We start from the raw sequence: 25,209 nt of genomic DNA on the forward strand, positions 1-25,209 counted from the left end.
GTCGGACGCGGGGTGGAGCAGCTCGGTAGCTCGTCGGGCTCATAACCCGAAGGTCGTCGGTTCAAATCCGGCCCCCGCAACCAACTTCTGACTTATTTTCTTCTGCATTACCTCTCTTATCCCCTCCAGCATCTGTTGCTTGCACACAATAATGTGTGTTTTTCCGATCCCTCTCGCCATTTGTTCGGTATCATCCTGCTTTCTGTTCATGGATGAGGCCGCACCCTGTGATGACCCCTTTTAGCTATTTTTCTCCCCAAATCACGATGCAGAGCACCTCCCTCGCCGAGGTAATGGCAGGGCCGGCTGCCGTCAAACTCCTGCTCATTGCCGACTCAGCGCGCGATACCCTGCTGGCGACGCCTCCCTTTGCCGCCGTGGCAACCCAGATAGCCCTGGGTCAGAAGGCCCCCTATTCCCTTGACGACAGTCAGGGGCTGCAACGGGTGATCTTCATGGATGCCCGCCCGGCCCTGGATCATCGGCTCTACAAGCAGGTGCGCAGCTGGGTGGGCTCGCTGGCGGGCCTCAAGGCGACGCACCTGGCGCTCCATCTGGAGGGCTTTGACGATGAGCATCGCGCACAACTGGCAAGGGTGGTGCTCGCCTGCCTGCTCGCCGCCGATGTGACCCTGCCGACCCAGAAACGGAGTGAGGCGACAAGACCGGGTTATCAGCAGTTGCAACTTTCCCCCCCTTGCGAGCTGGACATGGCCCGCCTGAGCGCAGAAACCGAAGGCAACGGTCTGGCTCGCCACCTGGCAGTGCTGCCAGCGTCCGAGCTCAATGCCCGTCATTACCGGGCCTATGCCCGGGAGCTGGCGCAGCAGGAGGGGTGGCAGTGGCAGGAGTTTGATGAGACGACCCTGGCACAGAAGGGGGCTGGCGCCTTCCTGGCGGTGGCCCGTGGTTCGGCGGACGGTCAGGCCGCCATCGTCAGGCTCAGTTACTGTCCGGCCAACCCGGTGCGCCGCGTCGCGCTGGTGGGCAAGGGGATCTGCCACGACTCCGGTGGCTACAACCTGAAAGTCGGTGGCAGCATGTATGGCATGCACCTGGACATGGGGGGCAGCGCGGTGGCCCTTGGCACGCTGCTGGCCATCAGCCGGGCGAAACTCCCCGTTGAGGTGCACTGCTGGCTCGCCATCGCCGAGAACCACATCGGCCCGCAGGCCTTCCGGCCCGGTGAGGTGGTGACCGCGCTGAACGGCACCACCATCGAAGTGGTGGACACCGACGCCGAGGGGCGCATGGTGCTGGCGGATGCCCTGACCCTGGCGGCCGGGGACAAACCCGACTTGCTGATCGACTACGCCACCCTGACTGGCGCCTGCAAACGGGCGCTCGGCAGCCGTTACAGCGGCGCCTTCACCAACCGCCCCGAGTGGCTCACCACTCTGATAGCGCTGGGCCAGCAGAGCGGGGAGCGAGTCTGGCCCTTCCCCCTGGACGAGGATTACGATGACAACCTCGATAGCGAGTGGGCCGATCTGTTACAGTGCGCGCCGGGCGCCTCCCCGGATCACATCGATGCCGCCCGTTTTCTCACGCGCTTCGTGCCCGCCGAGCTTCCCTGGTTGCACCTCGACCTGAGTGGTTTTCGCAACAAGGGGGGCAATGGCGTGGTGGGCAGCGAGGTAACCGGCTTTGGTGTCAGGCTGACCCTGACCCTGCTCGACAGCCCTCTGGGGATGGGTGCGCCCGACGCATGACAACGTGGCCAAGCACAATCAATAAGGACAAGCGTGAAACAAGCAAGCTATGACTGGGTGCTGTTCGATCTGGACGAAACCCTGCTCGATTTTCCGGTCGCCAGGGCGCTGGAGCGGACCCTGCAGATCTACGGCGTGGCGCCGACTCCCCCCAAGATGGCGGAGTACCATGCCCTCAACCAGCGGCTCTGGCAGCAGTACAACTCAGGGGAGATTGACGCCACCCACCTGCAGCAGACCCGTTTTTCGCTCTTTGCCGAGCAGGTCAACGTGGCGCCCATGGCGATGAACGAGACCTTCCTGCAGCAGATCATCGCCCTGAGCGTGCCGCTGGAGGGGGTGGAGGAGACCCTGCAGGCCCTGAAGCGCAAGGTCAGAATGGGGATCATCACCAACGGCTTCAGCCTGCCCCAGCGCGGGCGCCTCGACAAACTGGGCTGGAACAGCTGGTTTGAGCCTCTCGTTATCTCTGACGAGGTGCAAGTGACCAAGCCGGCGGCGGCCATCTTCCAGCATGCCCTGGCGCAGATGGGTCAGCCGAGCCCGGCGCGGGTGTTGATGGTGGGGGACAATCCCAAGACCGACATCGCCGGTGCCGCCGCCCAGGGGCTTGCCACCTGCTGGTACAACCCGGGACGGGAAACAGGTCCGTGCGAGGCGACCCACGAGATCCACCACTTCGCCCATCTCTGCGCGATTGTGCTGGGAGAGTAGGTCCCCATGTCCGCAAGGATGTAAAAAAACAAGGCAGCCCATGGGCTGCCTTGTTTGCATCCGGCGTCTGCTAGCGGCCGAGGCGGGCGAGCAGCCAGGCCTCCAGCAAGGCCACTCCGGGGGCCAGCACGGCTTCGTCGAAGTCGAACTCCGGATGATGGTGGGGGGCCGCGAGGTTGGCTCCCAGGATGAGATAGGCGGCCTCGCCGCCGTGCTGCTGTACCCGCTCGATGAGGAAACCGGCATCCTCGCTGGCCCCGAAGCGGCGGGTGTGGATGGTATCAAGGGAGATCCCCTGTGCGAGAGGCACGATTTCCTCGATGAGGGCTGGGCTGTTCTCGATGCCGATCGCTTCCCCCTGTTTGCGAATGTGGTAGGTCGCGCCCTGCATCAGGGCCGCCCCCTCCACAATCTGCTGCACCTGATTGAACATGTAGTCGTTGAGGGCCGGCGTCGCGCCACGGGTCTCCCCCATCAGGCGGGCATGGCCCGGGATGACGTTGCGTCCACTGCCGCCGTTGAGCTGCCCCACGTTGATGCGGGTCATGCCGTCCCGATGGCGGGGAATGCCGAGCATGGCGGTGGTGGCCATGCAGGCCGCCGCCAGGGCATTGTGGCCCGCGTTGGGCTCGAGCCCCGCATGGGCGGCTTGCCCCATGAACTCCACGTCGAATTTGGTTGAACAGAGAAACTCGGTGGGGTTGACCACCAGCTCACCACTGCTCGCGTGAATGCCGATGTGCAGTGCCAGCAGGGCGTCCACGTCGTCGAGCTGCCCCCCTGCCGCCAGCGCCTTGCCGCCTCGGCAGCCCTCTTCAGCCGGCTGGAAGAGGAGCTTGATGCGGCCAGTGAGGCGATCGGCGAGGGCCGCGATCCGCTCGGCCAGCACCAGCCCGATGGCGGTGTGGCCATCGTGGGCACAGGCGTGCATCCAGCCCGGGTTGGCGGAGTGCCAGCCTCCCTGGCCGGGCAGGTGTGACGCCTCCTGGCTCTCTTCGACCTCCACCGCATCGATATCGAAGCGAAACGCCAGGGTGGGGCCGGGCCGCCCGCTCTCCCAGAGTCCCATCACGCCGGTGAGTGCGTCGATCCGCGTCAGCCACTCCGGATGCGCCCCCTGGTGCAGGGCACGGGCCTTCTGGGCCTCGACGTCTATTTCCCGTCCCATGATGAGGGTGCTGGCGAGCAGTTGATCCCCCAGCATGATGGAGAAACCGAGTTCACTGAGGTGTTGGGCGATGAGGGTGGTGGTGCGAAATTCACACCAGGCGGCTTCGGGGTGACGATGAAGGTCGCGGCGCCAGTGGCGCAAGGCATCCTGAGTCATGGTGGTTCCTGCGTGGCAAATCCAGCGGCCATTGTGACGGGCAGGGGGGCAAGAGTAAATCCCGCAGGGGGAGATGCGACAAGGGGAGCCCGGGCTCCCCTTGAAAGATGGCATGGATGTCGACGAGGTCGTTTTGTGTGCGCAGATCGCACTCAATGATGGCTTGGCATCATCCTTTGCCAGAGCACGTCAAAAACCCATGTTGCAGTCTGTTTTTTGAACCGCCCTTCTGGTGCAGAGGTGGCAGATGGCTGATTGACCGACTTAGAGCTGTGCCAGCGACGGCATGGAGACGGCAACCAGAGTGAAAAACACGGTGAAAACGGCGGTAACTACGAACTCTTTCATGATTTTATCTCCCTTGGTTGGCTCATGATGGAACCAAGATACCACAACAGAACGATAAAACAACGAAAAATGTAATTATGAGGCAAAAATGGTTTGGTGGTGAAATATGGCCGCATTTTCCCAAGTTTAAGGGCGTTTTTTGTCCTGGGAAGGGTTTCATAGTGATATCAGTGAAAGCGGATACATATAAAGTCTTTAAATACATTGAGTTATGTTGTTCTTGTGGCTTTCTTCTTGGTGGCTCCAATTGGGTTTTTTGTGGTGATCTCCATTTTTCATCAGCAAAATGGCCTGCGGGATGCGCCGATTGATGTCGTCCTAGGGAGGTTGGTGGTTGTCAGCCAGGTTTTGTCATCCCATGTCATGTTTTCTCACAACTTGTTTCCCAACCCCAGTCTGCAAGGCTGTTGCCAGCCAGGGTTATCCGATGAAGGCTCAATTTTCTGCTCATCCCAAACAGGATGGGAGCAAAAAGAGTACGAAAAAACGACAAAACGGCCGCCAAAGGAGCATGGAAGGAAAGGGGGAAGGCGGGAAAATGGAGGTTCGATCTTCATGGGGCCTTGGGTGGTCGGAAGCCCCGTTTTTCGCTGTTTTCTTGGGGGGACGAGCCACTGGGCCCGCGCGCAGGGGAAGCGGGAGAGATCGTCGGCCCACCCGGGTGGCTATATGGCGCCAGTGTGATGGGATGAAGGGCAGGGGAGGCCTGGCGCAGGGCCGTGGCACTGCGGCACCAAGGCCTTTATCCAGACCCGTCGCGAACAAGGTGAGCAAGCAGAAAAGCGGGGGAAAGAAGTAAAGGAGAAGGTCGTGGGGTCAGAGGCTCAGGGCCGCCGGGCAAGGGGTAAGACATGGCGACAGTGGCCAGTGGATAGTCGGGCCCCCGCAGGGGGAGGAGGGGGTGAGGAGCCCGCATAAAAAAACCCTCCAGAGGAGGGTTTTTTGTCAGACCACAGCCCTTAGAACAGGGTGGTGGAGAGATCGTACAGCTCCTGGTTGAACGGGCGCTTCAGGTTCTCGATGCAGTCGATGATGTCGTGGTGCACCATCTCGTTGCCCTGAATGCCGACGCAGCGGCCACCCTGGCCCGCCAGCAGTTGCTCGACGGCGAAGGCACCCATGCGGCTGGACATGATACGGTCACGGGCAGTGGGAGAACCGCCACGCTGGATGTGACCCAGGATGGTGGCGCGGGTTTCGCGGCCGGTCATGGCCTCGATGTCTTTTGCCAGGGCGTTGACGTCGGTGACGTGCTCGCAGATGGTGATGATGGCGTGCTTCTTGCCCTTGGCTTCCCCTTCCTTGATCTGTTGCAGCAGCTTCTCCTTGTCGAAGGCCACTTCCGGCACGATCACGTACTCGGCACCACCGGCAACAGCGGCAGACATGGCCAGATCGCCGCAGTGGCGGCCCATGATCTCGACCACGGAGATGCGGTGGTGGGAGCTGCAGGTGTCGCGCAGGCGGTCGATGGCGTCCACGACCACGTTCAGAGCGGTGTCAAAGCCGATGGTGAAGTCGGTACCGGCGATATCGTTGTCGATGGTGCCCGGCAGGCCGATGCAGGGGAAGCCCTCTTCGGTCAGCTTCTTGGCACCCATGTAGGAGCCGTCACCGCCGATGACCACTAGGGCGTCGATGCCGTGTTTCTTCAGGTTTTCGACCGCTTCGGCACGGACTTTCGGATCCTTGAAGGCGGGGAAACGGGCGGAGCCCAGGAAAGTACCGCCACGGTTCACGACGTCGGAGACGCTGTGACGCTCGAGCTTGACGATACGGTCCTGGTGCAGACCGAGGTAGCCATCATAGATGCCGTAAACTTCCAGGCCATGATGCAGACCGGCGCGCACCACGGCGCGGATGGCTGCGTTCATACCCGGTGCGTCACCACCACTGGTCAAAACACCAATACGTTTGATTTGTTTGGTCATGAGTGCCTCTGGATCTGAGTTGTCGAAAATCAAGATTCTGAAAAATACGGCTGGCCGCTTTTACTATATCGGCTTTCCTATGGCGAGAGGGTCCATAGGAAAGCGATATGCAAAGAGGGGCGGGGCCCCTCTTTGCTTGGCGCTTACTTGGCGGCGCCAGCGATGATCTGGGAGAAGTCGTCCACTTTCAGGGACGCGCCACCCACCAAGCCACCGTCGATGTCCGGCTGGCCGAACAGGTCGGCAGCGGTGGCGCCAGTCACGGAGCCGCCGTACAGGATCTGTACCTTGGCAGCCACGGCTGCATCAAAACCGGCCAGGTATTGACGGATGTGAGCATGCACGGATTGTGCGATCTCCGGGGTGGCGGTCTTGCCGGTGCCGATGGCCCATACCGGCTCGTAAGCGATGACGGCGTTCTCGAAGGAGGCGATGCCGCAGCGATCGATCACGGCCTTGAGCTGGGTCTCGACCACCTGGTTGGTGGTACCGGCTTCGAACTGGGCCAGGGTTTCACCGATGCACAGCACGGGGATCAGGCCGCCCTTCTGGATGGCTTCGTACTTGGCAGCCACCACGTCGTCGGTCTCTGCGTGCAGGGTACGACGCTCGCTGTGGCCGACCAGGGAGTAGGTGCAGCCGAAGGCTTTGAGCATGGAGGGGGCGTTTTCGCCGGTGAAGGCGCCGGACTCGTGAACGTCGGCGTTCTGGGCACCGTAGGCGATCTTGCTGCCAGCGGTCAGCTGTTCAACCAGACCCAAAAAGATAACCGGCGGGCAGACGGCCACTTGCACGGAAGGATGAGCGGCAGCGGCCGGGGTCAGTCCTTTGATCAGGGCTTCTACAGAAGCCTTGGTGCCGTTCAGTTTCCAGTTACCCATTACCAGGTGCTGTCTCATCTTCTATATCTCCTAGGCATTTGATTGCGCAACATTATATGAATTGAACCGAGCCCAAGATAGCTGACCCGGCGGCAAATGACGTAATTTTTTTTCGCTTTCCTGATCCAAATCAGGAATGCAAGGCGCGATTGCTCACTCGGTGACCTGCCCACGCAAACGGGCCCACCATACCCCAATCCACTCGTGAATGGCAGCCTCGGAATACATCAGATAACGCCCCTTGGGGAGGTAGCTGTAGAGGGGTTGTGGCTCCTGACTCTGCTTGGCGGTGTAATCGGTGGGAGCCGGCACCGCATCGAGTCCCTGACTGCGATAGAGGGCCATGGCCCGGGGCAGGTGGGTGGCCGAACTCACCAGCGCCACCCGCTTGCCGTTGAGGTGGGCGGCGATGCTGACCGCCTCGTCATGGGTGTCTTTGTTGTTTTCAAACAACGTCATGCGCGCACGCGGGATGCCAAGGCTTGCCGCCATGCGGGCGTTGACCTCGGCGTTCGACAGGGGATCCCCGGCCACGGCACCGGAGAAGACCAGCTCGGCCTCTGGATAGGCCAGGGCCAGGCGAACCCCTTCCAGGGTGCGCGCCAGGGAGATGTTGTTTTGCCAGGCGCGCTCTGGGATGGCCGGATCGCTCACATGACCGTTGCCCAGCACGACGATGGCCTGGATGTCAGGATGCTGGCTCACCTCGAAGGGGGGATAGGTCTGCTCCAGGCTGCGGGCCAGCTCGTAGCTCACCGGCCGCGTCCCCATCAGGGCAATGATCACCAAGGAGAGGGTCGCCAGCAGTCTGCCGCTTTTTTGAAAGCGGGTGAACCAGAGCAGCACGAGCGCCAGCACTAACAAGGAGAGAGAAAAGGGGAGCGGCATCAGCAGATGGCCCAGCCATTTCTTGATGACAAAGAAGTTGAGCTCGAACACGACAGACACGTCCTTGAGTTTTCAGCAAATTCGGGATGTGACAGAATACCCCTCTTTTTTCCTGTGGCCCAATCCTGTGTGGTTCCTCCTGCGGCCCTCATGGCGGGGCGGTCGAAGATGAGTGTGTCTTGAAGCAAGATCAGAGTTTTGACGGGCGCGCGGACAAGTTCGCTCGCAACATTTACGACTCCACCAAGGGGCGCATTCGCACCACCATTGTCTGGAGTGACATCGAAGCCTGCCTGGCGCGCCTGGGCAACCGGCCGCTGCGCATCCTGGATGCCGGCGGCGGCTTTGGCTACTTCGCCCAGAAACTGGCGGCCATGGGCCATCAGGTGGAGCTGTGCGATTTGTCGGCAGAAATGCTGGATCTGGCCCGGGAGCAGATCGCCCAGAAGGGCTTGGAAGACAGAATTCGTCTCATCCATTGCCCCATTCAGGATCTCAAGCACCAGGTGACCGGCACCTTCGATCTGGTGCTCTGTCACGCGGTACTGGAGTGGCTCGCCGAGCCGCGCCAGACCTTGCTGGGTCTGTTCCCTTTCGTCAAGGCAGGGGGCATACTGTCGCTGCTTTTTTACAATCGTCACGGCCTCCTGTTCCAGAGCCTGGTGGTGGGTAATTTCGACTATGTGCGCCTGGGCCTTCGCAAGAAACGCCAGACAGCCCTGACACCCACCAATCCCCAGTTGCCGGAGCAGGTCTATGACTGGATAGGCCGGGGGGGATTGCGGATCATCGGCAAGACCGGGGTGCGTGTCATCCACGACTACATGCGCCACAAGCAGGATCAGGTCGAGAAGTTCGAGGACCTGCTGGCCATGGAGCAACAATATTGCCGCCAGGAGCCCTTTGTTTCCCTGGGGCGCTACATCCATGTGATGGCCCAGAAACCGGCCGGTTGAGCCCCACCGGCGTGAATACGATGCGGGATCCAGCCGCCGGGGCGCCACCGACCCCGGCCTATATCACCACGGCAGGCAAAGACCTGCCGACTATAACAACGAGATGATAACGTCATGATGAGTACATCCCGTACCCTGCCAGAGACGGTGGGATGGGTCAGACAGGAGGGGTTGGCGCTGAACCTCCCCACCGACAGGCTGGCCTTTCTGATAGCGATCAAGACGCTCTCCGAGGACGAGTCTGATCTCTCGGAGGCCGCGCTGCACGATGCCTTTGGCTATGTCAGCAGTGCCTTCGGCCAGATGGACGAGACCCTCACCGGTCGCGCCAACAACGCCATCAACGATCTCATTCGCCAGCAACTGCTGTCGCGTTTCACCACCGACATGGTGGCGGGGGAGAGCCTCTACCGCCTGTCGCGCCTTGGCATGAGCATCGTCGATTTCTTCATGGATCAGCGCCAGGTGGACTCCATCAAGCTCTCCATCCTGCTCGAGCACCTGGCGGCCGAGCTCGACACCGCCCGCAAGGCGGCGCTCGAGACCAACACCCGGGAGCAGTGGGACGCCGAGGTGCTGCCGCGCCTCTCCTTCTCCCTGGAAGAGACGCTCGGGCGCATCGATCTCACCCAGCGCGCCATGGACGAGCAGCAAAACCAGGTCAAGAGCGAGATAGCGGCCCTGCTGACCCAGAACTGGGTCGATGCCATCCACAGCTGCGAGAAGCTCCTGCACGAGACCGGCCAGACCCTGCGCGAGTTGCAGGACACCCTGGACGCCGCCGGCCACCGCCTGCAGGCGGGGCTGCTCAACATTCAGGAAGCGGCCCAGGGGCGTGAGGATCTGTTCCACGTCGAGGAGCTGACCCACGCCCTGCAGGGGCGTCTGGATGTCATCACCGCCTGGGGCCAGCAGTGCATCGAGCTCTGGTCCCGTTATGACAGGCACGTTCACAAGTTCATCCGCAACGCCATCGACATGGACAAGAACCGCGCCTTCAGCCAGCGGCTGCGGGAATCCATCCGCAACTTCGAGCAGCACAGCTGGTTGTTGCGGGTGGCCGAAGAGCCCCGTTTGCTGGAGCTGCGGGATGAAACCATCGCCATCCACGACGAGGAGGTGACCGGCGAGGTGCCCCTCGAGATGGAGTACGTGGAGATGGTGGACATCAACCAGGAGCTGGCGGAGCGCATCGAGCGCTACCTGGCCCGCTACCCGGAGCAGGGAGATCGGCTGGATCTTGCCGACGTGCTGCGGGAATACCTGCTGGACTACCCGGCCCATGCCCACTTCGACGTGGCGCGCCTCCTGATCGATCAGGCCGTGCGTCTCGGCCATGCCAGCGGTGAGCGCGAGCACCACCGCCAACCCGCATGGAAACCCATCAACCAAGCTGGATCCAAGGTTCAGGCCTATGTCATCGATCAATACTGAATTCCCCTTGCCCCTGCGTCTCGCAGAGGCCATCGCCAACCCCTTGTTTCCGCGCATCGACACCGCCCTGCGCTCCGGTCGCCACATCAGTGCCGACGAATTCGAGCAGCACTCGGCCCTGGTGGAGTACCACCAGGAGCTGGAGATCTTCTACGGCCGCTATCAGGTGGAACTCATCAAGGCGCCGGAAGGCTTCTTCTACCTGCGTCCGCGCCCGAGCGCCGACATCGGAACAACAGTGCTATCCGAGCTCGATATGCTGGTGGGCAAGGTGCTCTGCTACCTGTTCCTGAGCCCGGACAGGCTCGCCTCTGAAGGGGTGTTCGCCATGGGCGAGCTGCAAGAAGAGGTGCTGAGTCTGGCGGACGAGAAGCAACTGCTGCGCATGGTCAACAGCCGCTCCGGCGGCACGGATCTGGACAAGAAGAAGCTCCTCGAGAAGATCCGCACCTCCATGCGTCGCCTCAAGCGCCTCGGGATGATCACCCCCCTTGGCAACAGCGACAAATTCCGGGTCAACGAATCCGTGTTCCGCTTCGCCGCCGATGTGCGCTCCGACGAGGATCCCCGCGCGGTGCAACTGCGGATGATCCAGGAAGGGGAAGCCATCTTCCATGACGACGAGATGCCGAGCAGCGATTCCCTGTTCGAGGATATCGAAGAGGATCTGGACGAAGAGCAGCTGGAGCTGGAGGTGGAAGATGATCTGCAACGTTAATGTGCCGGCACTGATGGTGTCTGCCGGTTTGATGGAGAGTGTGGCGTGAGAGGCAAATTCAAATCCCTGACCATGGTCAACTGGAACGGCTTCTTCGCCCGCACCTTCGATCTCGACCAGCTGGTCACGACCCTGTCCGGCGGCAACGGCGCGGGCAAGTCCACCACCATGGCGGCCTTTATCGCGGCCCTCATTCCCGACCAGTCACTGCTCCACTTCCGTAACACCACGGAGGCGGGCTCCTCCAGCGCGTCCCGCGACAAGGGGCTCTACGGCAAGCTGCAGCGCGGCCACTGCTATTCGCTGCTGGAAGTGATGAACAGCCGCGAGCAGCGGATCTGGGTCGGCGTCCACCTCGAACAGGTGGCCAACCGTGACAACAAGGTCAACATCACCCCGTTCGCCCTGGTGGATGTGCCCGAGCACCTGGCGCCCACGGATCTGCTGCTGGAGAAGCTCGACGACGGCAAGGGCCGGGTACGTGCCTTCGCCGATCTGAAGGGGGCGGCAGCGGAGCTTGGCGCCATCAAGGTCGCCAAGTTCAATACGGTGACCGATTATCACAACTTCATGTTCGAGTTCGGCATCACCCCGAAGAAACTGCGGGATCAGAAGGATCGCGGCAAGTTCTACCGCCTGATCGAAGCCTCCCTCTACGGCGGTATTTCGTCTTCCATCAGCCGCTCCTTGCGTGAATACCTGCTGCCGGAGAACTCCGGAGTACGCAAGGCGTTCCAGGACATGGAGGCGGCCATCTACGAGAACCGCCGCACCCTGGAAGCCATCAAGGAGACCCAAGGTCAGCGGGATCTCTTCAAGAATCTCATCACCGAGACCACCCACTATGTGGCCGCGGAGTATGTGCGGGGCGCTGCGGAGAAGAGCCGTCTCTCCGAGCTGGCCCTCAAGGCACGCTCTGAGCTCGCCGGCAAACGCCGTCTGCTGGCCGAGGAGAAACAGCGCGCCATCTATCTGGCGGACGAGGTGGATCAGCTCACCAACCGCGAGAAGCTCCTGACCGACGAGCTGGAGTCCGCCGCCGAGCACCTGGCCAAGGTGATGGCGGCCGTGGCGCTGCAAAAGAAGATTGCCCTCTATCGTGCCGATCTGGCGGAGCTCAACGACAAGCTCGAGCAGCAGCAGGCGGTGGTGGAAGAGATCCACGGCCAGTTGCTGGAAGTGGAGGAGCGCAAGGAGCTGGCCCAGGCAGAGGTGGACAGCCTCAAGACCCAGCTGGCCGACTACCAGCAGGCGCTCGATATCCAGCAGACCCGCGCCATCCAGTACCGTCAGGCGGTGCAGGCCCTCGATACTGCCCGCGAGCAGTGCGAACTGCCGGGGCTCGAGCCTGCGCAGGCGAGCGACACCCTGCATCAGTTCCGCGCAGCCGAGCAGAGCCTCACCAGCCGGGTGCTGGGGGCCGAGCAGCAGTTGGCGCTGGCCAAGGCAGCGGTGGCCGAACACGAAGCGGCGCTGGCGCTGCTGCTCAGCATCGCCCCCGAGACAGTGCGCGAGGCCGCCTGGCCTACCGCGCAGGGGCTGCTCAAGCGGCACATCGAAGACAAGGCCCGCATTGCCCAGGGGCAGGGTCTGCGCGCCGCCCTGGCTCGCCTCGAGAAAGAGAGCGAAAGCCAGAAGACGCTCTTGCGGCTGCGAGACGAGCTGGCCCAGGCGTCTGGTCAGCACATTGCCAGCCAGGACGAGCTGGAGATCTTCCTCGAAGCCCAGCGCACCCGCCAGGAGGAGCTCTCCGAGCAGCAGGCAGAGGCCAATCAGCGCCGCGCCAGCCTCGAGCATCAGGGCACTCAGCTGGGTCGCGATATCGCGGAACTGACCAAGCTGGCCCCGCGCTGGCTCAAATCCTTTGAAAAACTCGAGCAACTGCGCGAGCAGAGTGGCTTGGCCTTGGCCACCGCCGAAGAACTCTCTTCCGGCATGCAGAGCGTGCTCGACAAGGAGCGGGAGTTCGAGCAGGAGAGCAACCGCATTCAGGGCCAGAAACAGGCGCTGGAGCTGCAAATTCGCAACCTGCAGCTGGGTGCCGGCGAGGCGGATCCCCGTCTTGCCCGCATCGCCGAGCAGGTGGGGGGCGTGCTGCTCTCGGACGTCTATGACGACATCTCCATCGATGATGCCCCTTACTACTCCGCACTCTACGGCCCGGCTCGCAGCGCCCTGGTGGTGCTCGACCTCGAAGGCGCCATCGAGCGGCTGAAAAAGCTGGAAGATTGCCCGGAAGATATCTACCTCATCCAGGGCAACCCCGACTCCTTTGATGAGGATCTGGTGGAAGCGGATGAGCTGGGGGACGCCGTGCTGGTGCGCACCAGCAAGCGTCAGGTGCGCTTCTCCCGCTACCCCGAGCTGCCGCTGTTTGGCCGCGCCGCCCGGGAAAAACGGATCGAGCAGCTCGATCTTGAGCGGGAAAACCTCATCGAGGGCTACGCCAAGGCCGCCTTCGAGCAGCAGAAGTACCACCGTCTCTACGGCCACTTCCGCGACTTTATCGGCCAGCATCTGGATATCGCCTTCCGCCCGGACCCCGAAGCCGAGGTGCAGGCCAAGCAGCACGAGCAGCGCAAGCTGCAAGAAACCATCGCCGAGTGCGACAAGCAGCTGAGTGATGCCAAAGCCGCCGCCGCCCAGCTGACCCGCCATATCCAGCTGGTGCAGGGGATGCTGCCCTTTGCCCACCTGTTTGCCGAGGCAGACCTGGCGGCCCGCCTCGAGGCGGCTCACGCCGACGTGGAGGCCCTTAAAACAGCCGAAGCCTTTATCGCCAAACACGGCAAGGCGCTGGAAAAACTCGAGACCCAGGTGCAGGTGCTGCGCCAGGATCCCCAGGATCTGGCGGCCCTGCAGGCGGCCTTTGACGAGGTGAGCGACCTGCTGGCCGAGCAGAAGCGCCGTTGCTACGCCCTCGATCAGCTGGTGGCCCGTTTGCCGCACTTTGCCTATCAGGATGCACAAGATCTGCTGGGCAAGGCGTCCGAGATGAGCGAGCGACTCAAAGAGAAACTCAAGGCGGCAGAGCTTGCCGCCCGCACCGCCGGTGAGCAGCACAAGCAGATCACCCAGCGCCACACCGAGGCGCTGCAACTGCGCACGGCGCTCGATTCCAGCGCCTCGGCCAAGGGGCAGACCCTGGCGGAGTTCGAGCAGGAGCTGGCGGCCATGGGGCTGACCCTGTCGGATGACATGGAAGAGAAGGCCCGTGCCCACAAGAAAGAGATTGAAGAGCTGCTCATCCGCACCCGGACCCGCCGCACCAGCGCCGAGGCCCAGTTGCAGGTGTGCAAGCGCGAAATCGAATCCCTTGGCGGTCGTCTCAAGCTCGAAGGCAAGGATTACTACAGCGCCCGCAAATCCCTGGTGGGTCACAAGGCGAGCTGGTCGCGGGTGGTGCGTCTGGCACGGGAGACCGACGTCGAGAAGCGTCTGAACAAGCGCGAGCTGGCTTATCTTGACAGCGACGAGCTGCGCTCCATGTCGGACAAAGCCCTCGGCGCCCTGCGGGTGGCGGTGGCCCACGACGAGGCCCTGCGCGATGCGCTGCGTCTGTCGGAAGGCAACCGCAGCACCGAGCAGAAGGTCGCCTTCTACGTGCAGGTCTACCGTTACCTGAAAGATCGCATCCGCAACGACATCATCCGCTCGGACGATCCGGTGGAAGCCATCGAGGAGATGGAGATCGAGCTGGCGCGCCTCGCCGATGAGCTCAAGCAGCGGGAAACCCATCTGTCCCTCTCCTCCCACGAGGTGGCGGCCAAGATCACCAACATCATCCGCCGGGAGCAGAACCGCATCCGGGTATTGAACCAGGGCCTGCAGAACATCGCCTTCGGTCTGGTGCGCGGGGTGCGTCTCAACGTCAATATCCGCGAGGCCCACACTCGCCTCCTGACCGCACTCGCCGATCAGAGCGCCATGCACAACGATCTCTTCGCCGACAAGGAGCTCAGCTTCTCCGAGGCCATGGCCAAGCTGTTCCAGCGCCTCAACCCGCAAGTGGAGCAGGGGGAGCGCAACTACCAGGTGATGGGGGACGTGCTGCTCGATTATCGCAACTACCTGGAGCTGGAGATCGAGGTACAGCGTGGCGCCGATGGCTGGCTGCGGGCCGAGAGCGGCGCGCTCTCCACCGGCGAGGCGATCGGCACCGGTCAGGCCATCCTCTTGATGGTGCTGATCAGCTGGGAGGAGGAGTCCCGCCGTCTGCGCGGCAAGGACATCGCCCCCTGCCGGTTGCTGTTCCTTGACGAAGCGGCGCGCCTGGATGGCAAGTCCATCGCCACCCTGTTCGAGCTGTGCGAGCGCCAGGACATGCAGCTCCTCATCGCGGCGCCGGAGAACATCAGCCCCGAGAAGGGCACCACCTACAAGCTCATCCGCAAGGTGCAGGGCAAGCACGAACACGTGCACGTGGTGGGTCTGCGGGGCTTCGGTTTCGCCGATGACAAGCTGATCGCCTGAGCTCTTCCCCTGACAGGGGCTGACGGGTGAACACACAAACGGGAGGCCTGGGCCTCCCGTTTTCCATGGGAAATATGAGAGAGTAGGCCCCTGTTTGCGGGATCAAGGTCGGCGATGGCCGCCTGATCGCCGGGCCGGTGTGGCACCGCATAAAGAATCGAGGAAGTGGATATGAGGACCATGGTGCAAAAGGGGCTGCTGTTACCCCTCGGCCTGCTGCTGGCGGCCTGTAGCAGCCAGCCGGAGGTCGGGGAGGGCAGGACGGATAGCAGCTGGCGCGGTTATACCCAGACTGGGCTGGCCTCTTACTATGCCGATCGCTATCACAACAAGAAGACGGCGAGCGGCGAGCGATACAACAGTGGCGCGAACACCGCCGCCCACATGACGCTGCCCTTCGGCGCCATGGTGAGGGTGACCAACCTCGCCAACAGCAAGAGCGTGGTGGTGCGGGTCAACGACAGGGGCAACTTCGCCAGGGGGAGGGTGATTGATCTCTCAAGAGCCGCCTTCAGCACCATAGGCAACACCCGATCCGGTCTGATCAAGGTCAAGCTGGAGGTGCTGTAGGCATTGCAACGACCCATGGCGTCGCCGCAATAAAGCCGGCGTCAGGCCGCATCTATCGCCTTTTCGCATTGACAGGCGCCGAGGCCGGGCCATAACTGTGGGGGAGCGATGGCCGGATCCCTGACCCGGCTCGTCGCTCACCCTTGCCAGAGCGTAGAGACGGAGAGATCGAGATGGCTGACCACGGACCCGTTCACCTGACCCAGATCCCGCTACAGGGGGCCAAGTCCCTCTATCCAGAGCCTTTAGCCTCCCTGGTGAGGCACCGCACCAGGCGCAGACTGGGAGATCACTTCGGTCTCACCAATTTTGGCATCAACTTCACGACCCTGGCGCCGGGGGCCATCTCGGCGCTCAAGCACCACCACTCCCGCCAGGACGAATTCGTCTACATCCTCTCGGGTCACCCGACCCTGGTCTATGGCGACGAGGAGTTCGCCATGTCGCCGGGGGAGTGCATCGGCTTCAAGGCCGGCAGCGGTCTGGCGCACCAGCTGTTGAACAGAACCGCCGTGGAGGTGACCTATCTCGAGGTGGGTGACCGGCTGCCCGGCGATACGGTCGACTACCCCGACGACGATCTGGCCCTGGTGCGAGGGGAGGACGGCGCCTGGTCTGCCCGGCACAAGGATGGCTCCCCTTACTAGGATGAGCTCACTCATGCCAGCCCAGAGGCTGACAGTTGTTACCGGAGGTGCGATGAAGAGAACGCTGATCCTGGTGCGCCATGGCAAGTCGAGCTGGGAGGAGGCCAGTCTGGCGGATCGGGAGCGTCCCCTGGCCGCCCGAGGGCTGCGCGATGCCCCCAGGATGGGCAGACGGCTGGCACGGAACAAGGTATTGCCGGATCTGATCCTGTCGAGCCCGGCGTGCCGGGCCCGAACGACGGCGATGCTGATGGCCGCCGAGCTCGATGGCAAGAGGGATATCGTCATCGATGAGCGACTCTATGGCGGCGATGTCAGGACCCTGCTGGGGGTGGTCACCGGACTCGGCGATGAGCTGGGCTGCGTGATGCTGGTCAGCCATAACCCCGAGCTGTCGGAGCTGGCGCATCTCTTGTCCCGGGCGATCCGCGAAATGCCGACCTGCGCAATCGTCCGCTTGACCTTCGACGCGGCCTCGTGGGCTGCCATCCCTGCGCTGATCCCGGCAGCGGTGCATGTTGACTCGCCGAAGCGCAGACGGGGCGAGGCTCCCTCTGCCGATTCAGCCTGAACATCTGCCCCTCACGAGTCATTGCCGCTGACCTTGGCGCTCAATATATTGACCAGCCGGGGGGACGCTCACCGCCCCACGCACTTCTTTCTCCCAGGCTGCAAGGATGGATATTCGATGAGACTCAATGCTTTGATTACAGGGTTGGTGATCGCCATGAACCCGGTGATCGGCGAGGCGGCCGATTGGCGCTACGGACTAGGTATCCATGATCTGAACGTACCGGACGTGGATTCCCACACTTATGGGTTCAACGCCCGGGTGGCGGTGGATGAGCGCATCCAGCGCGACCTGCATCTGTTTGGCTCGTTCGATCTCTTCGTAGACCATGATCAGGATCATCTGGACCCGGATCACGTGCCCATCTGGTGGCAGCTGAATGGCGGTGCAGAGGGCAACGTCTGGCGTGACGAGCGGCTGCGGATCGGCTGGAGCAGCGAATTCGACACCAGGATGAACACGGCCAGCTCGGTAGAGCGGCAGATGACCGCCCTGGCCGCCCTGGTCGCAGGCTATGACGGCGACCTGTTCCACTATTCGCTGGAGGCGGGCCCTGGCTGGTTCTTCCTGGAAATAGACGACGATGCCCCCAGGGTGCGAGGTTACGATCGGGAGGGTTTGCGCAACAGCACCCTGGCCTATGCGCTCACCAACAAGGTCGAGTTCAAGCTGGGGGATGAGTGGGCCCTCCGTGGTCTGGCCCGGCGCTGGTGGGACGGTCACCAGACGCTAGAGAGCCAATATGGCGGCGAGCTGCGGGGGGATGTCGACCACTGGTTCGGGCTGGATCCGGCCAAGCATACCCAGCTGGTGCTTGGCGCCGATTTTTACCACTACAACCTGGCGTTTTATAACGAGCCCAATCTGCCCTCTGTCCTGGGCTGGGATAACGACGTGCTGGTCAGGCTGTCGCTCGACACCCGCTGGTAGGCGTTGGCAGTGGCGTGGTGGGTGACCCGCTTTCAAATCCACTTTCACATTGTCTGAAAATACACAGGAGGTGACAGGGTGGGACTGTTCGAGCGAGCCGATATCCGGGCCTTGAGTGAACGGTGGTTGGCGCTGGAGGACGGGCAGGGGATCCAGCTTGGTAGCGCCGCGAGCCGGGAGCTGGACGAGATGCTGAGGAGCGTGGGTGGCATACAACCGATGGGACGGGGTGCGCGGCGCCAGCTCACCGAACGAGGACGAGCGTTTTTGACTGCCAGGCTGGCACAAGCGGCAGGAGAAGCGCCCTGGTCGGGGGAGGCTGCGTTGGCGGCGCTCGGCTGTCAGCTCCCCGCACAGCTCAATGGTGCCACCTTGGGCGGCCTCTGGCTGCGTGACTGCAAGGCTTCGCTATCCCCCGCCCAGCTGGCGCGCGTCGCGGCGCTGGGTTGCCAGGTGCTGACTGACGAGGTGATCCGGCTGCGAACCCAGGGCTCGCTGAGCCTGATCGATAGCGCGGGCAGTGCACACGACATGACGGCCGTGATCGCACTGCTCGGGGAGCTCGCCTTGCCGGAGCGAGCCTTGGCCGGGTTGCGAGGCATCGAGTGGCAGGGACGGCAGATAGTGACGGTGGAGAACAAGGGGGCCTTCGTGGATTACCCGTTGCAGCCAGGGGAGCTGCTGCTCTATGTCCCGGGCCGCAACACCGTGCTGGCGAAGCGGGTGATGCCCCTGCTGCCGACCACCATTCCCTGGGCGCACTTTGGCGATCTGGATCAACGCGGGCTGGATATCGCCGCCGAACTGGCCCATGCCATCGGCCATCCTTTGGCACTCTGGTTGCCCGTTAATCTGGCCGCCTATCTCCCTCACTATGCCCGTCCTCTGGGCTTACCGTCGGCAGGGTCGCAGAGCAAGATCCCCTGGCAACGGGACGGAAGGCCATCCGGCTCGGTGCTGGCAGAGGTGCTCGATGAGCTGGCCCGGAACAGATGCTGGCTGGAGCAAGAAGTGCTGATCACCGCCAGAGAGTGGCAGTCGTGGCCATTGGGTTGAGGTTTGAGCCTGGTGCTTTGTGTGGTGACAGGGGAGGGGCCTGCGCGAGGTCAGGGGGATGAGGTTTCAGGTTGACTTGTCGGGCATTATTCGGAAGATATGAGGACTGCCGTCGCCGAGCGCAAGAAGTGATCACCATGCCTATTTCTGCCACACTCCCCCCCCTGCAAGCCATGATCCGCGAGCTGAAGGCGGGCCATTTCGATGTCAGGTTGCTCGGATGCGAGGATACCACCGGGTTTGCCCCTCTGGTTCAGGAGCTCAACGAGCTGGCGGACGTCCTGGAGCGGCGCTTTCGCGAGCTGCACCGGTTGCATGAGATCGCGGCCGAGGTCAACAAGGGGCTCTTCATCGAGGATACCCTGAACCTCATCTACGACACCTTCGCCGAGTTCATTCCCTATGACCGCATCGGGTGTGCCTTGCTCTGCGACGAGGGGGCCAGGGTGCGCTCCTTCTGGTCCAAGAGCCGGATCCAGCAACAGGAGCGGCTCAAGGAGGGCTATAGTGCCAACCTGGTGGGGAGCAGCCTGGAGCGGATCCTGGAGACGGGGGAGCCCAGGATCATCAACGATCTCGAGGCCTATCTGGCGGAGCATCCCCAATCCCTCTCCACCCGGTTGGTGCTGCAGGAGGGGGTGCGCTCCAGCCTCACCTGTCCGCTGCTGGTGGACGACAAGGGAATAGGCTTCCTGTTCTTCTCCAGCGCCAGCAAACACACCTACCAGAAGCTGCATCAGGAGGTGTTCGTCTACTTGGCCCGTCTCGTCTCTTCCATCATCGAGAAGGCGCAGCTCTACCGACAGGTTCACGAGCTCAATGCCCGGCTGGAGGAGGCACTGGCCCAACTCAAGGAGCAGTCCTGCCGGGATTCCCTGACCGGCGCCCTCAACCGGGGCGCCATCATGGAGCATTTCGAGCAGCAGTGGCAGCTGGTCGAACGCCAGCAGGCACCACTTTGCCTCATCCTGCTGGATCTGGACCACTTCAAGCGGATCAACGACAACCACGGTCATCCGGCCGGGGATCAGGTGTTGAAGCAGTTGGTGCAGGGGGTGACGGCCGAGCTGAGGCAGAGCGACAGGCTGGGACGCTATGGCGGGGAGGAGTTCATGCTGGTGTTGGCCCAGACCGATCTGGCCGAAGGGGCCAGGATCGCCGAGCGGCTCCGGGCCAGGGCCGAGTCGCTCGAGATAGTGGTAGACGGTCAACCCATCCCCGTGACCATCAGCGTAGGCCTAGGCTGCGCCCCGCATGGGGCCGGGGCGTCGGCGCTCTCCTGCGCAGGCTTGCTCGAGCAGGCAGATCGGGCGCTCTACCGGGCCAAACGCGGCGGTCGCAACCGCATCTGTGTCTACAAGGAGAGCTAGACGCTCCCATCCTCTGCGTCAGAAAGCAAAAAAGCGCCTATCGGGCGCTTTTTTGCAACCATCGGCCGGATCAGGCCTTCTTCAGGTAGGCGGCGACCAGCACGATCTGGATGCCGTTGACCTTGCCTTCGATATGGAGCGGGTTGTTGGTCAGGCGAATGCCCTTGACCAGGGTGCCACGCTTGGCGGTGAAGCCACCGCCCTTGACCTCCAGATCCTTGATCAGGGTGACGGAGTCCCCTTCTGCCAGCACGGTGCCGTTGGAGTCGACGGTGGGTACGCTGTCGTCATCCTCGGCAACCATGCCCGCCTCGGCCCAGGCCTTGGTCTCTTCTTCCATGTACATCATGTCCAGCATGTCCTGGGCCCACAGCTCGCCCCGGGCGACAAGGTTTTTGAGCTGGCGCCACGCCATCACCTGCACCGCAGGCACCTGGCTCCACATGCTGTCACCCAGGCAGCGCCAGTGGTTGGCCACCAGGGTCTCCGGCTGCGCCAGCTGGCCATGGCAGGTGCCGCAGAGCACCACACTATGATCGTCGCCCGTGGCAGGGGAGTGGGGCACCGGGAAGGCAGTCAGGTCGTGCTCTGCGCCACAGAGTTCACACTTGGCGCCGGCGCGCGCCTGCAGGGTAGAGTTGAGGGTCATGTTTTGATTCCGTCTATGGGGAAAGAGGACCCGCCGGGGCGGGTCGCGCTAACGAGGGGGCGAAATATAGCACAAACCCCTGCGATTTGTCAGGCTAACGCCGTGGGAGGTGCGAGACAGGCCATGGCGTGAGGGCAACGAAGAGGGGCCACGGGTGCTTTTTGACGGCAGATCGCTAGAATAAGCCTCCCCTTGATCGCAGGACAATCGTCGCCGTGCTGGCCCATCGCTTTCAACAACTGGATCGCTTGCTCACCGACCACAGTGGCTGGTGGCAATACCAGCCCTACCACCATCAACGTCTCGCCTTCGCCGAGGCGGCTCCCGCTCTGGCCGCCTGCCTGGGGGCGCTGAGCCAAGACGAGATAGCGCACCTCGATAGCGACATGGATGCGCTCTGTGCGCTGCTTGCCCCCTGGATCCCGGCGGGGGCCGAGTTGCAGGCCCTGAGCGAACTCGCCGACTTCGTCCCCGAACCCGTCCAGTGCGCCAGGACCATGGCGATGTACATGCCGGGGCGCAAGCAGGCGCAGATAGAGGCCTTCACCGGCTGTCTGCCCCCCCACCCGGGCCCCTATCTGGAGTGGTGCGCCGGCAAAGGGCATCTGGGGCGCCTGGTGTCGCTGCACCGTGGCGCCGACATCCTGAGCCTGGAGTGGCAGGGGGCGCTCTGCGAGGAGGGGCGACGGCTCGCCGCGCGCGACGGCGCCAGCATACAATTCGTGGAGGCGGACGCCTTCGCCGCCGAGTCCGGGGGGCTCATCGCCCCGCACCATCACGCCATGGCGCTCCATGCCTGCGGCGATCTGCACACCCATCTGCTGGCGCGGGTGGCCGAGGGGCGCGCCCAGGGGGTGACTCTCTCCCCTTGTTGTTACCACCTCATCAGGGGAGAGCACTACGCGCCCCTCTCCCGGGCCGCCAGGGCCAGCGCCCTGCGCCTTGGCAAGAGCGACCTGAAGCTGCCGCTGCAGGAGACGGTGACCGGCGGCGCCCGCATCGCCCGATTGCGGGAGCAGGAGGTGGTGTGGCGCCTCGCCTTCGACTGCCTGCAGCGCCGGGTACGCGGGGTGGATGAGTACCTGCCGGTGCCCAACCTGCAAAAGAGCCTGCTGGCGGGGGGCTTCGAGGCCTTCTGCCACTGGGCCGCCGAGCGCAAGGGGATAAGGTTGCCGACGGGGCTCGACTACGCCGCCTTCCTGGCACAGGGGGAGCGACGTTTTGGCGATGTCGCCCGCATGGAGCTGGTGCGCCATCTGTTTCGCCGCCCCCTCGAGATCTGGCTTCTGCTCGATCGCGCCCTCTTCCTCGAGGAGCAGGGCTACCAGGTGGAAGTGGGTACCTTCTGCCCGAAACCCATGACCCCGCGCAACCTGCTGATCCGGGCGGTGCGCGCCGGCGGTGTCTGAGCAAGACCCCTGACCGGCGCTGGCGGCTGCGCCAACAAGACCATGGGCCGGGGCTGGATATCCCTGCTAAACGAGCGCCATCTGAGTGCTGGGTGGCATGGCTCACAATTTCGCCAAATTCTTAATTCTTGTCGTGAATTTAGTTGTGCGGATGCCTATGCTCGCCCTGACATTTTCAAGACAAGGATGCTTACCCATGTTCATGTTCACGCGCACCATCTGCCTGGTTGCCCTCGTCTGGGCGCTGCCCGGCCAGAGCGCCATGACAATCCAGCCCGATCCCCAGAACAGCGGCGGCTATGTGATGGCGGCGGCGGATCTTGCCAGTGCGGCCCAGGCCAAGACCGCCAACCCCATGTACGGGATCTGGTCCCACGCCCTGGCCACCCGGCCCAATTCGGTGGTGGAGGCCATCGTGGCACGCGCCCCCGGCAACCCGGACAACGTCAAGCGGGTCGAGCGGGTCTTCACCGAATCGGACTGGGAGTTCCTGACCCAGATGGCCGCCCCGGAGTACACCTACGAGCGCTTCCTGCGGGCGGTGGGCAAGTTCCCCGCCTTCTGCGGCGACTACACGGACGGGCGCAATGCGGACGCCATCTGCAAGAAGTCCATCATCACCGCCTTCGCCCACTTTGCCCAGGAGACCGGCGGCCACATTGCCAAGGAGAATGTCTCCGACAACCCCCTTGGGCTGGAGGAGTGGCAACAGGCCCTGGTGCACGTGCGGGAGATGGGTTGGTCTGAGGGGCAGACCGGCTACACCACGGGGTGTGGCCAGAGTGACTGGCAGAACCGGCGCTGGCCCTGCAGCACCGGTCAGGGCTATTTCGGTCGCGGCGCCAAGCAGCTCTCCTACCACTTCAACTACGGCGCCTTCTCCGAGGCCATGTTCGACGGCGACGCCACCGTGCTCCTCAATAACCCCGGGCTGGTGGCGGACTCCTGGCTCAACCTCGCCTCCGCCATCTGGTTCTTCCTGACGCCCCAGGCTCCCAAACCCGCCATGCTGCACGTCATCGACCGGACCTGGGTGCCCTCCCAGCGTGAGCTGGCGGCGGGCATCGGCTACGGCTTTGGCACCACCATCAACATCATCAACGGTGGCATCGAGTGCGGCGAGCAGAACAAGAACAAGGGCCAGCCGGTCAACCGCATCCGCTACTGGGAGGGGCTTGCGGCCCACTACGGGATCCCGCTGCTGGCGGACGAGAAGAACACCTGCTGGCAGCAGATCCCCTATGGCAGCCTCAACCTCAACGGCGCCACCGACGTGCTCTACACCAACTGGGACGGCAACTGGAAATACTACCCGGACAGACCCGGCGGCTACTCCTTCGAGTGTGATCTGGTGGGGTACCAGACCGCCTATTCGGCCCTGGTGCCGGGGGATTACGAGAAGTGCGTGACCAACTTCTACGGCTCCCACGCCAGCTGGCCCAAGGTACGGGTGGTGGCCACGCTGGATCCGGCCCCGGTCGACCCCGGCACGCCACTGGTGGACGGGGTACCGGCCTGGGAGGCAGGCAAGGTCTACACCGCGGGCAACAAGGTGAGCCAGAAGGGGATCATCTATCAGGCCAAGTGGTGGACCCAGGGCAACGAGCCGGGCAAGGGCGACCCCTGGGCACCGGTGACCTGAGAGTCAGTACAAGCGCAAGCACCCCGGGGAGGCCGCGCGCCTCCCTTGTTGATCGCCGCGCTGGCTTGTTGCGCCTCTTTTGGCGCTGATAGCCTGCGGGTTCACACCGAGGGAGGATGACCATGAACATCGCCATTCATTTTGAAATTCCGGTACAGGATCTGGAGAGAGCCATTCGCTTCTATGAGGGGGTCTTCGAGACGGTGCTGGAGCGGGTGCAGATCGATGGCAACGAGATGGCGCTCTTTCCCCTGGAAAGTGGCACGGCGGGCTGCTCCGGCGCCCTGGCGAAGGGGGAGAGCTATGTGCCGAGCCTGGATGGCACCCGGATCTATCTGCGGGTGGCTGACATCGAGGGGGCCATGGCCCGGGCACTGGCATCGGGCGGGGCCTGTCTCTATCCCGTCACCCGGGTCGGGGAGAGCCTCCGGGTGGCGGAGTGTCGGGATTGCGAGGGGAATCGCATCGCCTTGCAGGAGGGAACCTGACCATTATTTATCCGGTGCATGGGGTGTGTTGAGTCATTCATACGATGAATAAAGAGGGGGATTTTCCCGCTCCGGGAGCCTCAGCCTCGCGGTAAGGCCCCGGTATGGTCAGTTGTCGCCCCCGGATCCCGTGCTACTTCATCTGGTGCGGCAAGAAGGCGAGCACCCGTTCGCCCGGTCTGTCGCCCCAACTCTCAGGAGGCATCATGGAAGGACATTGTCTGTGTGGCGGGATCACCGTGTCGAGCGGCGATCACAAGGAGGTCAACCTGTGTCACTGCGCCATGTGCCGGCGCTGGTCAGGGGGGCCCATGTTCGCGGTGCACGGGGGCAAGGGCGTGCGGTTCACCGGGATGGCCCCGGTGGCCTACCGCTCGTCGGAGTGGGCGGAGCGCGGATTCTGCCCCACCTGCGGTACCCATCTTAAATGCGAAAGGGGACTCCCTCCGACGTAGGTGGGAGGGGAATTTCGCCGGGGCGTCAGCCCCGCTGGTT

At 63.1% G+C, this 25,209-nt stretch carries 20 protein-coding genes, 1 tRNA gene and 1 pseudogene; 17 read left to right on the plus strand and 5 right to left on the minus strand.

The features are described 5' to 3' along the window. The first annotated feature begins 6 nt into the window (after positions 1 to 6). The 3 genes from PG896_RS14280 to yjjG all read left to right on the plus strand — a co-directional run bounded on the left by PG896_RS14280 (position 7) and on the right by yjjG (position 2,426). Positions 7 to 83: transfer RNA gene (locus tag PG896_RS14280), tRNA-Met, on the plus strand. 144 nt (positions 84 to 227) lie between these two features. Then, on the plus strand, positions 228 to 1,712 hold the full coding sequence (locus tag PG896_RS14285) for a M17 family metallopeptidase (RefSeq protein WP_270835829.1): 1,485 nt from the start codon (positions 228 to 230) through the stop codon (positions 1,710 to 1,712). 33 nt (positions 1,713 to 1,745) lie between these two features. Then, positions 1,746 to 2,426 carry a pyrimidine 5'-nucleotidase gene (yjjG, locus tag PG896_RS14290; protein WP_052816263.1) on the plus strand — a complete coding sequence of 227 codons (681 nt, stop codon included), beginning with the start codon at positions 1,746 to 1,748 and terminating at the stop codon, positions 2,424 to 2,426. 70 nt (positions 2,427 to 2,496) lie between these two features. Here yjjG and PG896_RS14295 read toward each other — a convergent pair whose 3' ends face one another. The 4 genes from PG896_RS14295 to elyC form a co-directional block, all read right to left on the minus strand. Beyond that, entirely contained in the window at positions 2,497 to 3,753 is a 1,257-nt protein-coding gene (locus tag PG896_RS14295; protein WP_052816261.1) for an amidohydrolase, read from the minus strand. A gap of 1,307 nt (positions 3,754 to 5,060) precedes the next feature. Continuing rightward, a complete protein-coding gene (gene pfkA / locus PG896_RS14300; RefSeq protein WP_010674852.1) occupies positions 5,061 to 6,032 on the minus strand; it encodes a 6-phosphofructokinase in 972 nt (323 codons plus the stop codon). Between the two features lie 143 nt (positions 6,033 to 6,175). After that, positions 6,176 to 6,931 (minus strand): triose-phosphate isomerase, encoded by a 756-nt coding sequence (gene tpiA / locus PG896_RS14305; protein ID WP_029314576.1) that lies wholly within the window; start codon positions 6,929 to 6,931, stop codon positions 6,176 to 6,178. Between the two features lie 135 nt (positions 6,932 to 7,066). Then, positions 7,067 to 7,852 (minus strand): envelope biogenesis factor ElyC, encoded by a 786-nt coding sequence (gene elyC, locus PG896_RS14310; RefSeq protein WP_042863923.1) that lies wholly within the window; start codon positions 7,850 to 7,852, stop codon positions 7,067 to 7,069. 128 nt (positions 7,853 to 7,980) lie between these two features. Between elyC and cmoM the strand changes: the two genes are divergently transcribed. From cmoM to PG896_RS14360, 10 genes are all read left to right on the plus strand, one after another. Continuing rightward, positions 7,981 to 8,757, plus strand: a complete 777-nt coding sequence (gene cmoM / locus PG896_RS14315) for a tRNA uridine 5-oxyacetic acid(34) methyltransferase CmoM (protein ID WP_039040723.1) — start codon at positions 7,981 to 7,983, stop codon at positions 8,755 to 8,757. Positions 8,758 to 8,871: 114 nt separating this feature from the next. Continuing rightward, positions 8,872 to 10,191, plus strand: a complete 1,320-nt coding sequence (mukF, locus tag PG896_RS14320; RefSeq protein ID WP_042863922.1) for a chromosome partition protein MukF — start codon at positions 8,872 to 8,874, stop codon at positions 10,189 to 10,191. After that, positions 10,172 to 10,909, plus strand: coding sequence for a chromosome partition protein MukE (gene mukE / locus PG896_RS14325; protein WP_029314572.1), 738 nt, complete (start codon positions 10,172 to 10,174; stop codon positions 10,907 to 10,909). Before mukF ends, mukE begins: the two co-directional genes overlap by 20 nt. A gap of 45 nt (positions 10,910 to 10,954) precedes the next feature. Continuing rightward, entirely contained in the window at positions 10,955 to 15,382 is a 4,428-nt protein-coding gene (gene mukB / locus PG896_RS14330; RefSeq protein WP_219141904.1) for a chromosome partition protein MukB, read from the plus strand. 171 nt (positions 15,383 to 15,553) lie between these two features. Next, positions 15,554 to 15,952 (plus strand): septal ring lytic transglycosylase RlpA family protein, encoded by a 399-nt coding sequence (locus PG896_RS14335; RefSeq protein ID WP_270835830.1) that lies wholly within the window; start codon positions 15,554 to 15,556, stop codon positions 15,950 to 15,952. Between the two features lie 173 nt (positions 15,953 to 16,125). Beyond that, on the plus strand, positions 16,126 to 16,599 hold the full coding sequence (locus PG896_RS14340) for a cupin domain-containing protein (RefSeq protein WP_270835831.1): 474 nt from the start codon (positions 16,126 to 16,128) through the stop codon (positions 16,597 to 16,599). A gap of 52 nt (positions 16,600 to 16,651) precedes the next feature. Further along, positions 16,652 to 17,170, plus strand: coding sequence for a SixA phosphatase family protein (locus PG896_RS14345; protein WP_270835832.1), 519 nt, complete (start codon positions 16,652 to 16,654; stop codon positions 17,168 to 17,170). Between the two features lie 117 nt (positions 17,171 to 17,287). Continuing rightward, positions 17,288 to 18,100 (plus strand): hypothetical protein, encoded by an 813-nt coding sequence (locus PG896_RS14350; RefSeq protein WP_270835833.1) that lies wholly within the window; start codon positions 17,288 to 17,290, stop codon positions 18,098 to 18,100. Between the two features lie 78 nt (positions 18,101 to 18,178). Then, positions 18,179 to 19,156, plus strand: a complete 978-nt coding sequence (locus PG896_RS14355; protein ID WP_270835834.1) for a Wadjet anti-phage system protein JetD domain-containing protein — start codon at positions 18,179 to 18,181, stop codon at positions 19,154 to 19,156. Between the two features lie 137 nt (positions 19,157 to 19,293). Beyond that, positions 19,294 to 20,526, plus strand: coding sequence for a sensor domain-containing diguanylate cyclase (locus PG896_RS14360; protein ID WP_270835835.1), 1,233 nt, complete (start codon positions 19,294 to 19,296; stop codon positions 20,524 to 20,526). Positions 20,527 to 20,596: 70 nt separating this feature from the next. On the opposite strand, the gene PG896_RS14365 is transcribed toward PG896_RS14360, so the two are convergent. Further along, a complete protein-coding gene (locus tag PG896_RS14365) occupies positions 20,597 to 21,175 on the minus strand; it encodes a PhnA domain-containing protein (RefSeq protein WP_270835836.1) in 579 nt (192 codons plus the stop codon). Between the two features lie 215 nt (positions 21,176 to 21,390). On the opposite strand from PG896_RS14365, the gene PG896_RS14370 reads away from it, so the two are divergent. The 4 genes and pseudogenes from PG896_RS14370 to PG896_RS14385 all read left to right on the plus strand — a co-directional run. Then, entirely contained in the window at positions 21,391 to 22,584 is a 1,194-nt protein-coding gene (locus tag PG896_RS14370) for a methyltransferase (RefSeq protein ID WP_270835837.1), read from the plus strand. A gap of 196 nt (positions 22,585 to 22,780) precedes the next feature. Next, positions 22,781 to 24,226, plus strand: coding sequence for a chitinase (locus PG896_RS14375; protein ID WP_270835838.1), 1,446 nt, complete (start codon positions 22,781 to 22,783; stop codon positions 24,224 to 24,226). 122 nt (positions 24,227 to 24,348) lie between these two features. Further along, a complete protein-coding gene (locus PG896_RS14380) occupies positions 24,349 to 24,714 on the plus strand; it encodes a VOC family protein (protein WP_049636770.1) in 366 nt (121 codons plus the stop codon). 206 nt (positions 24,715 to 24,920) lie between these two features. After that, positions 24,921 to 25,139, plus strand: a pseudogene (locus PG896_RS14385) (GFA family protein); the annotation flags it as partial. Positions 25,140 to 25,209 lie beyond the last annotated feature (70 nt).

The sequence above is a fragment of the Aeromonas sp. QDB30 genome, assembly GCF_027707645.1.
Lineage (GTDB): Bacteria > Pseudomonadota > Gammaproteobacteria > Enterobacterales > Aeromonadaceae > Aeromonas > Aeromonas caviae.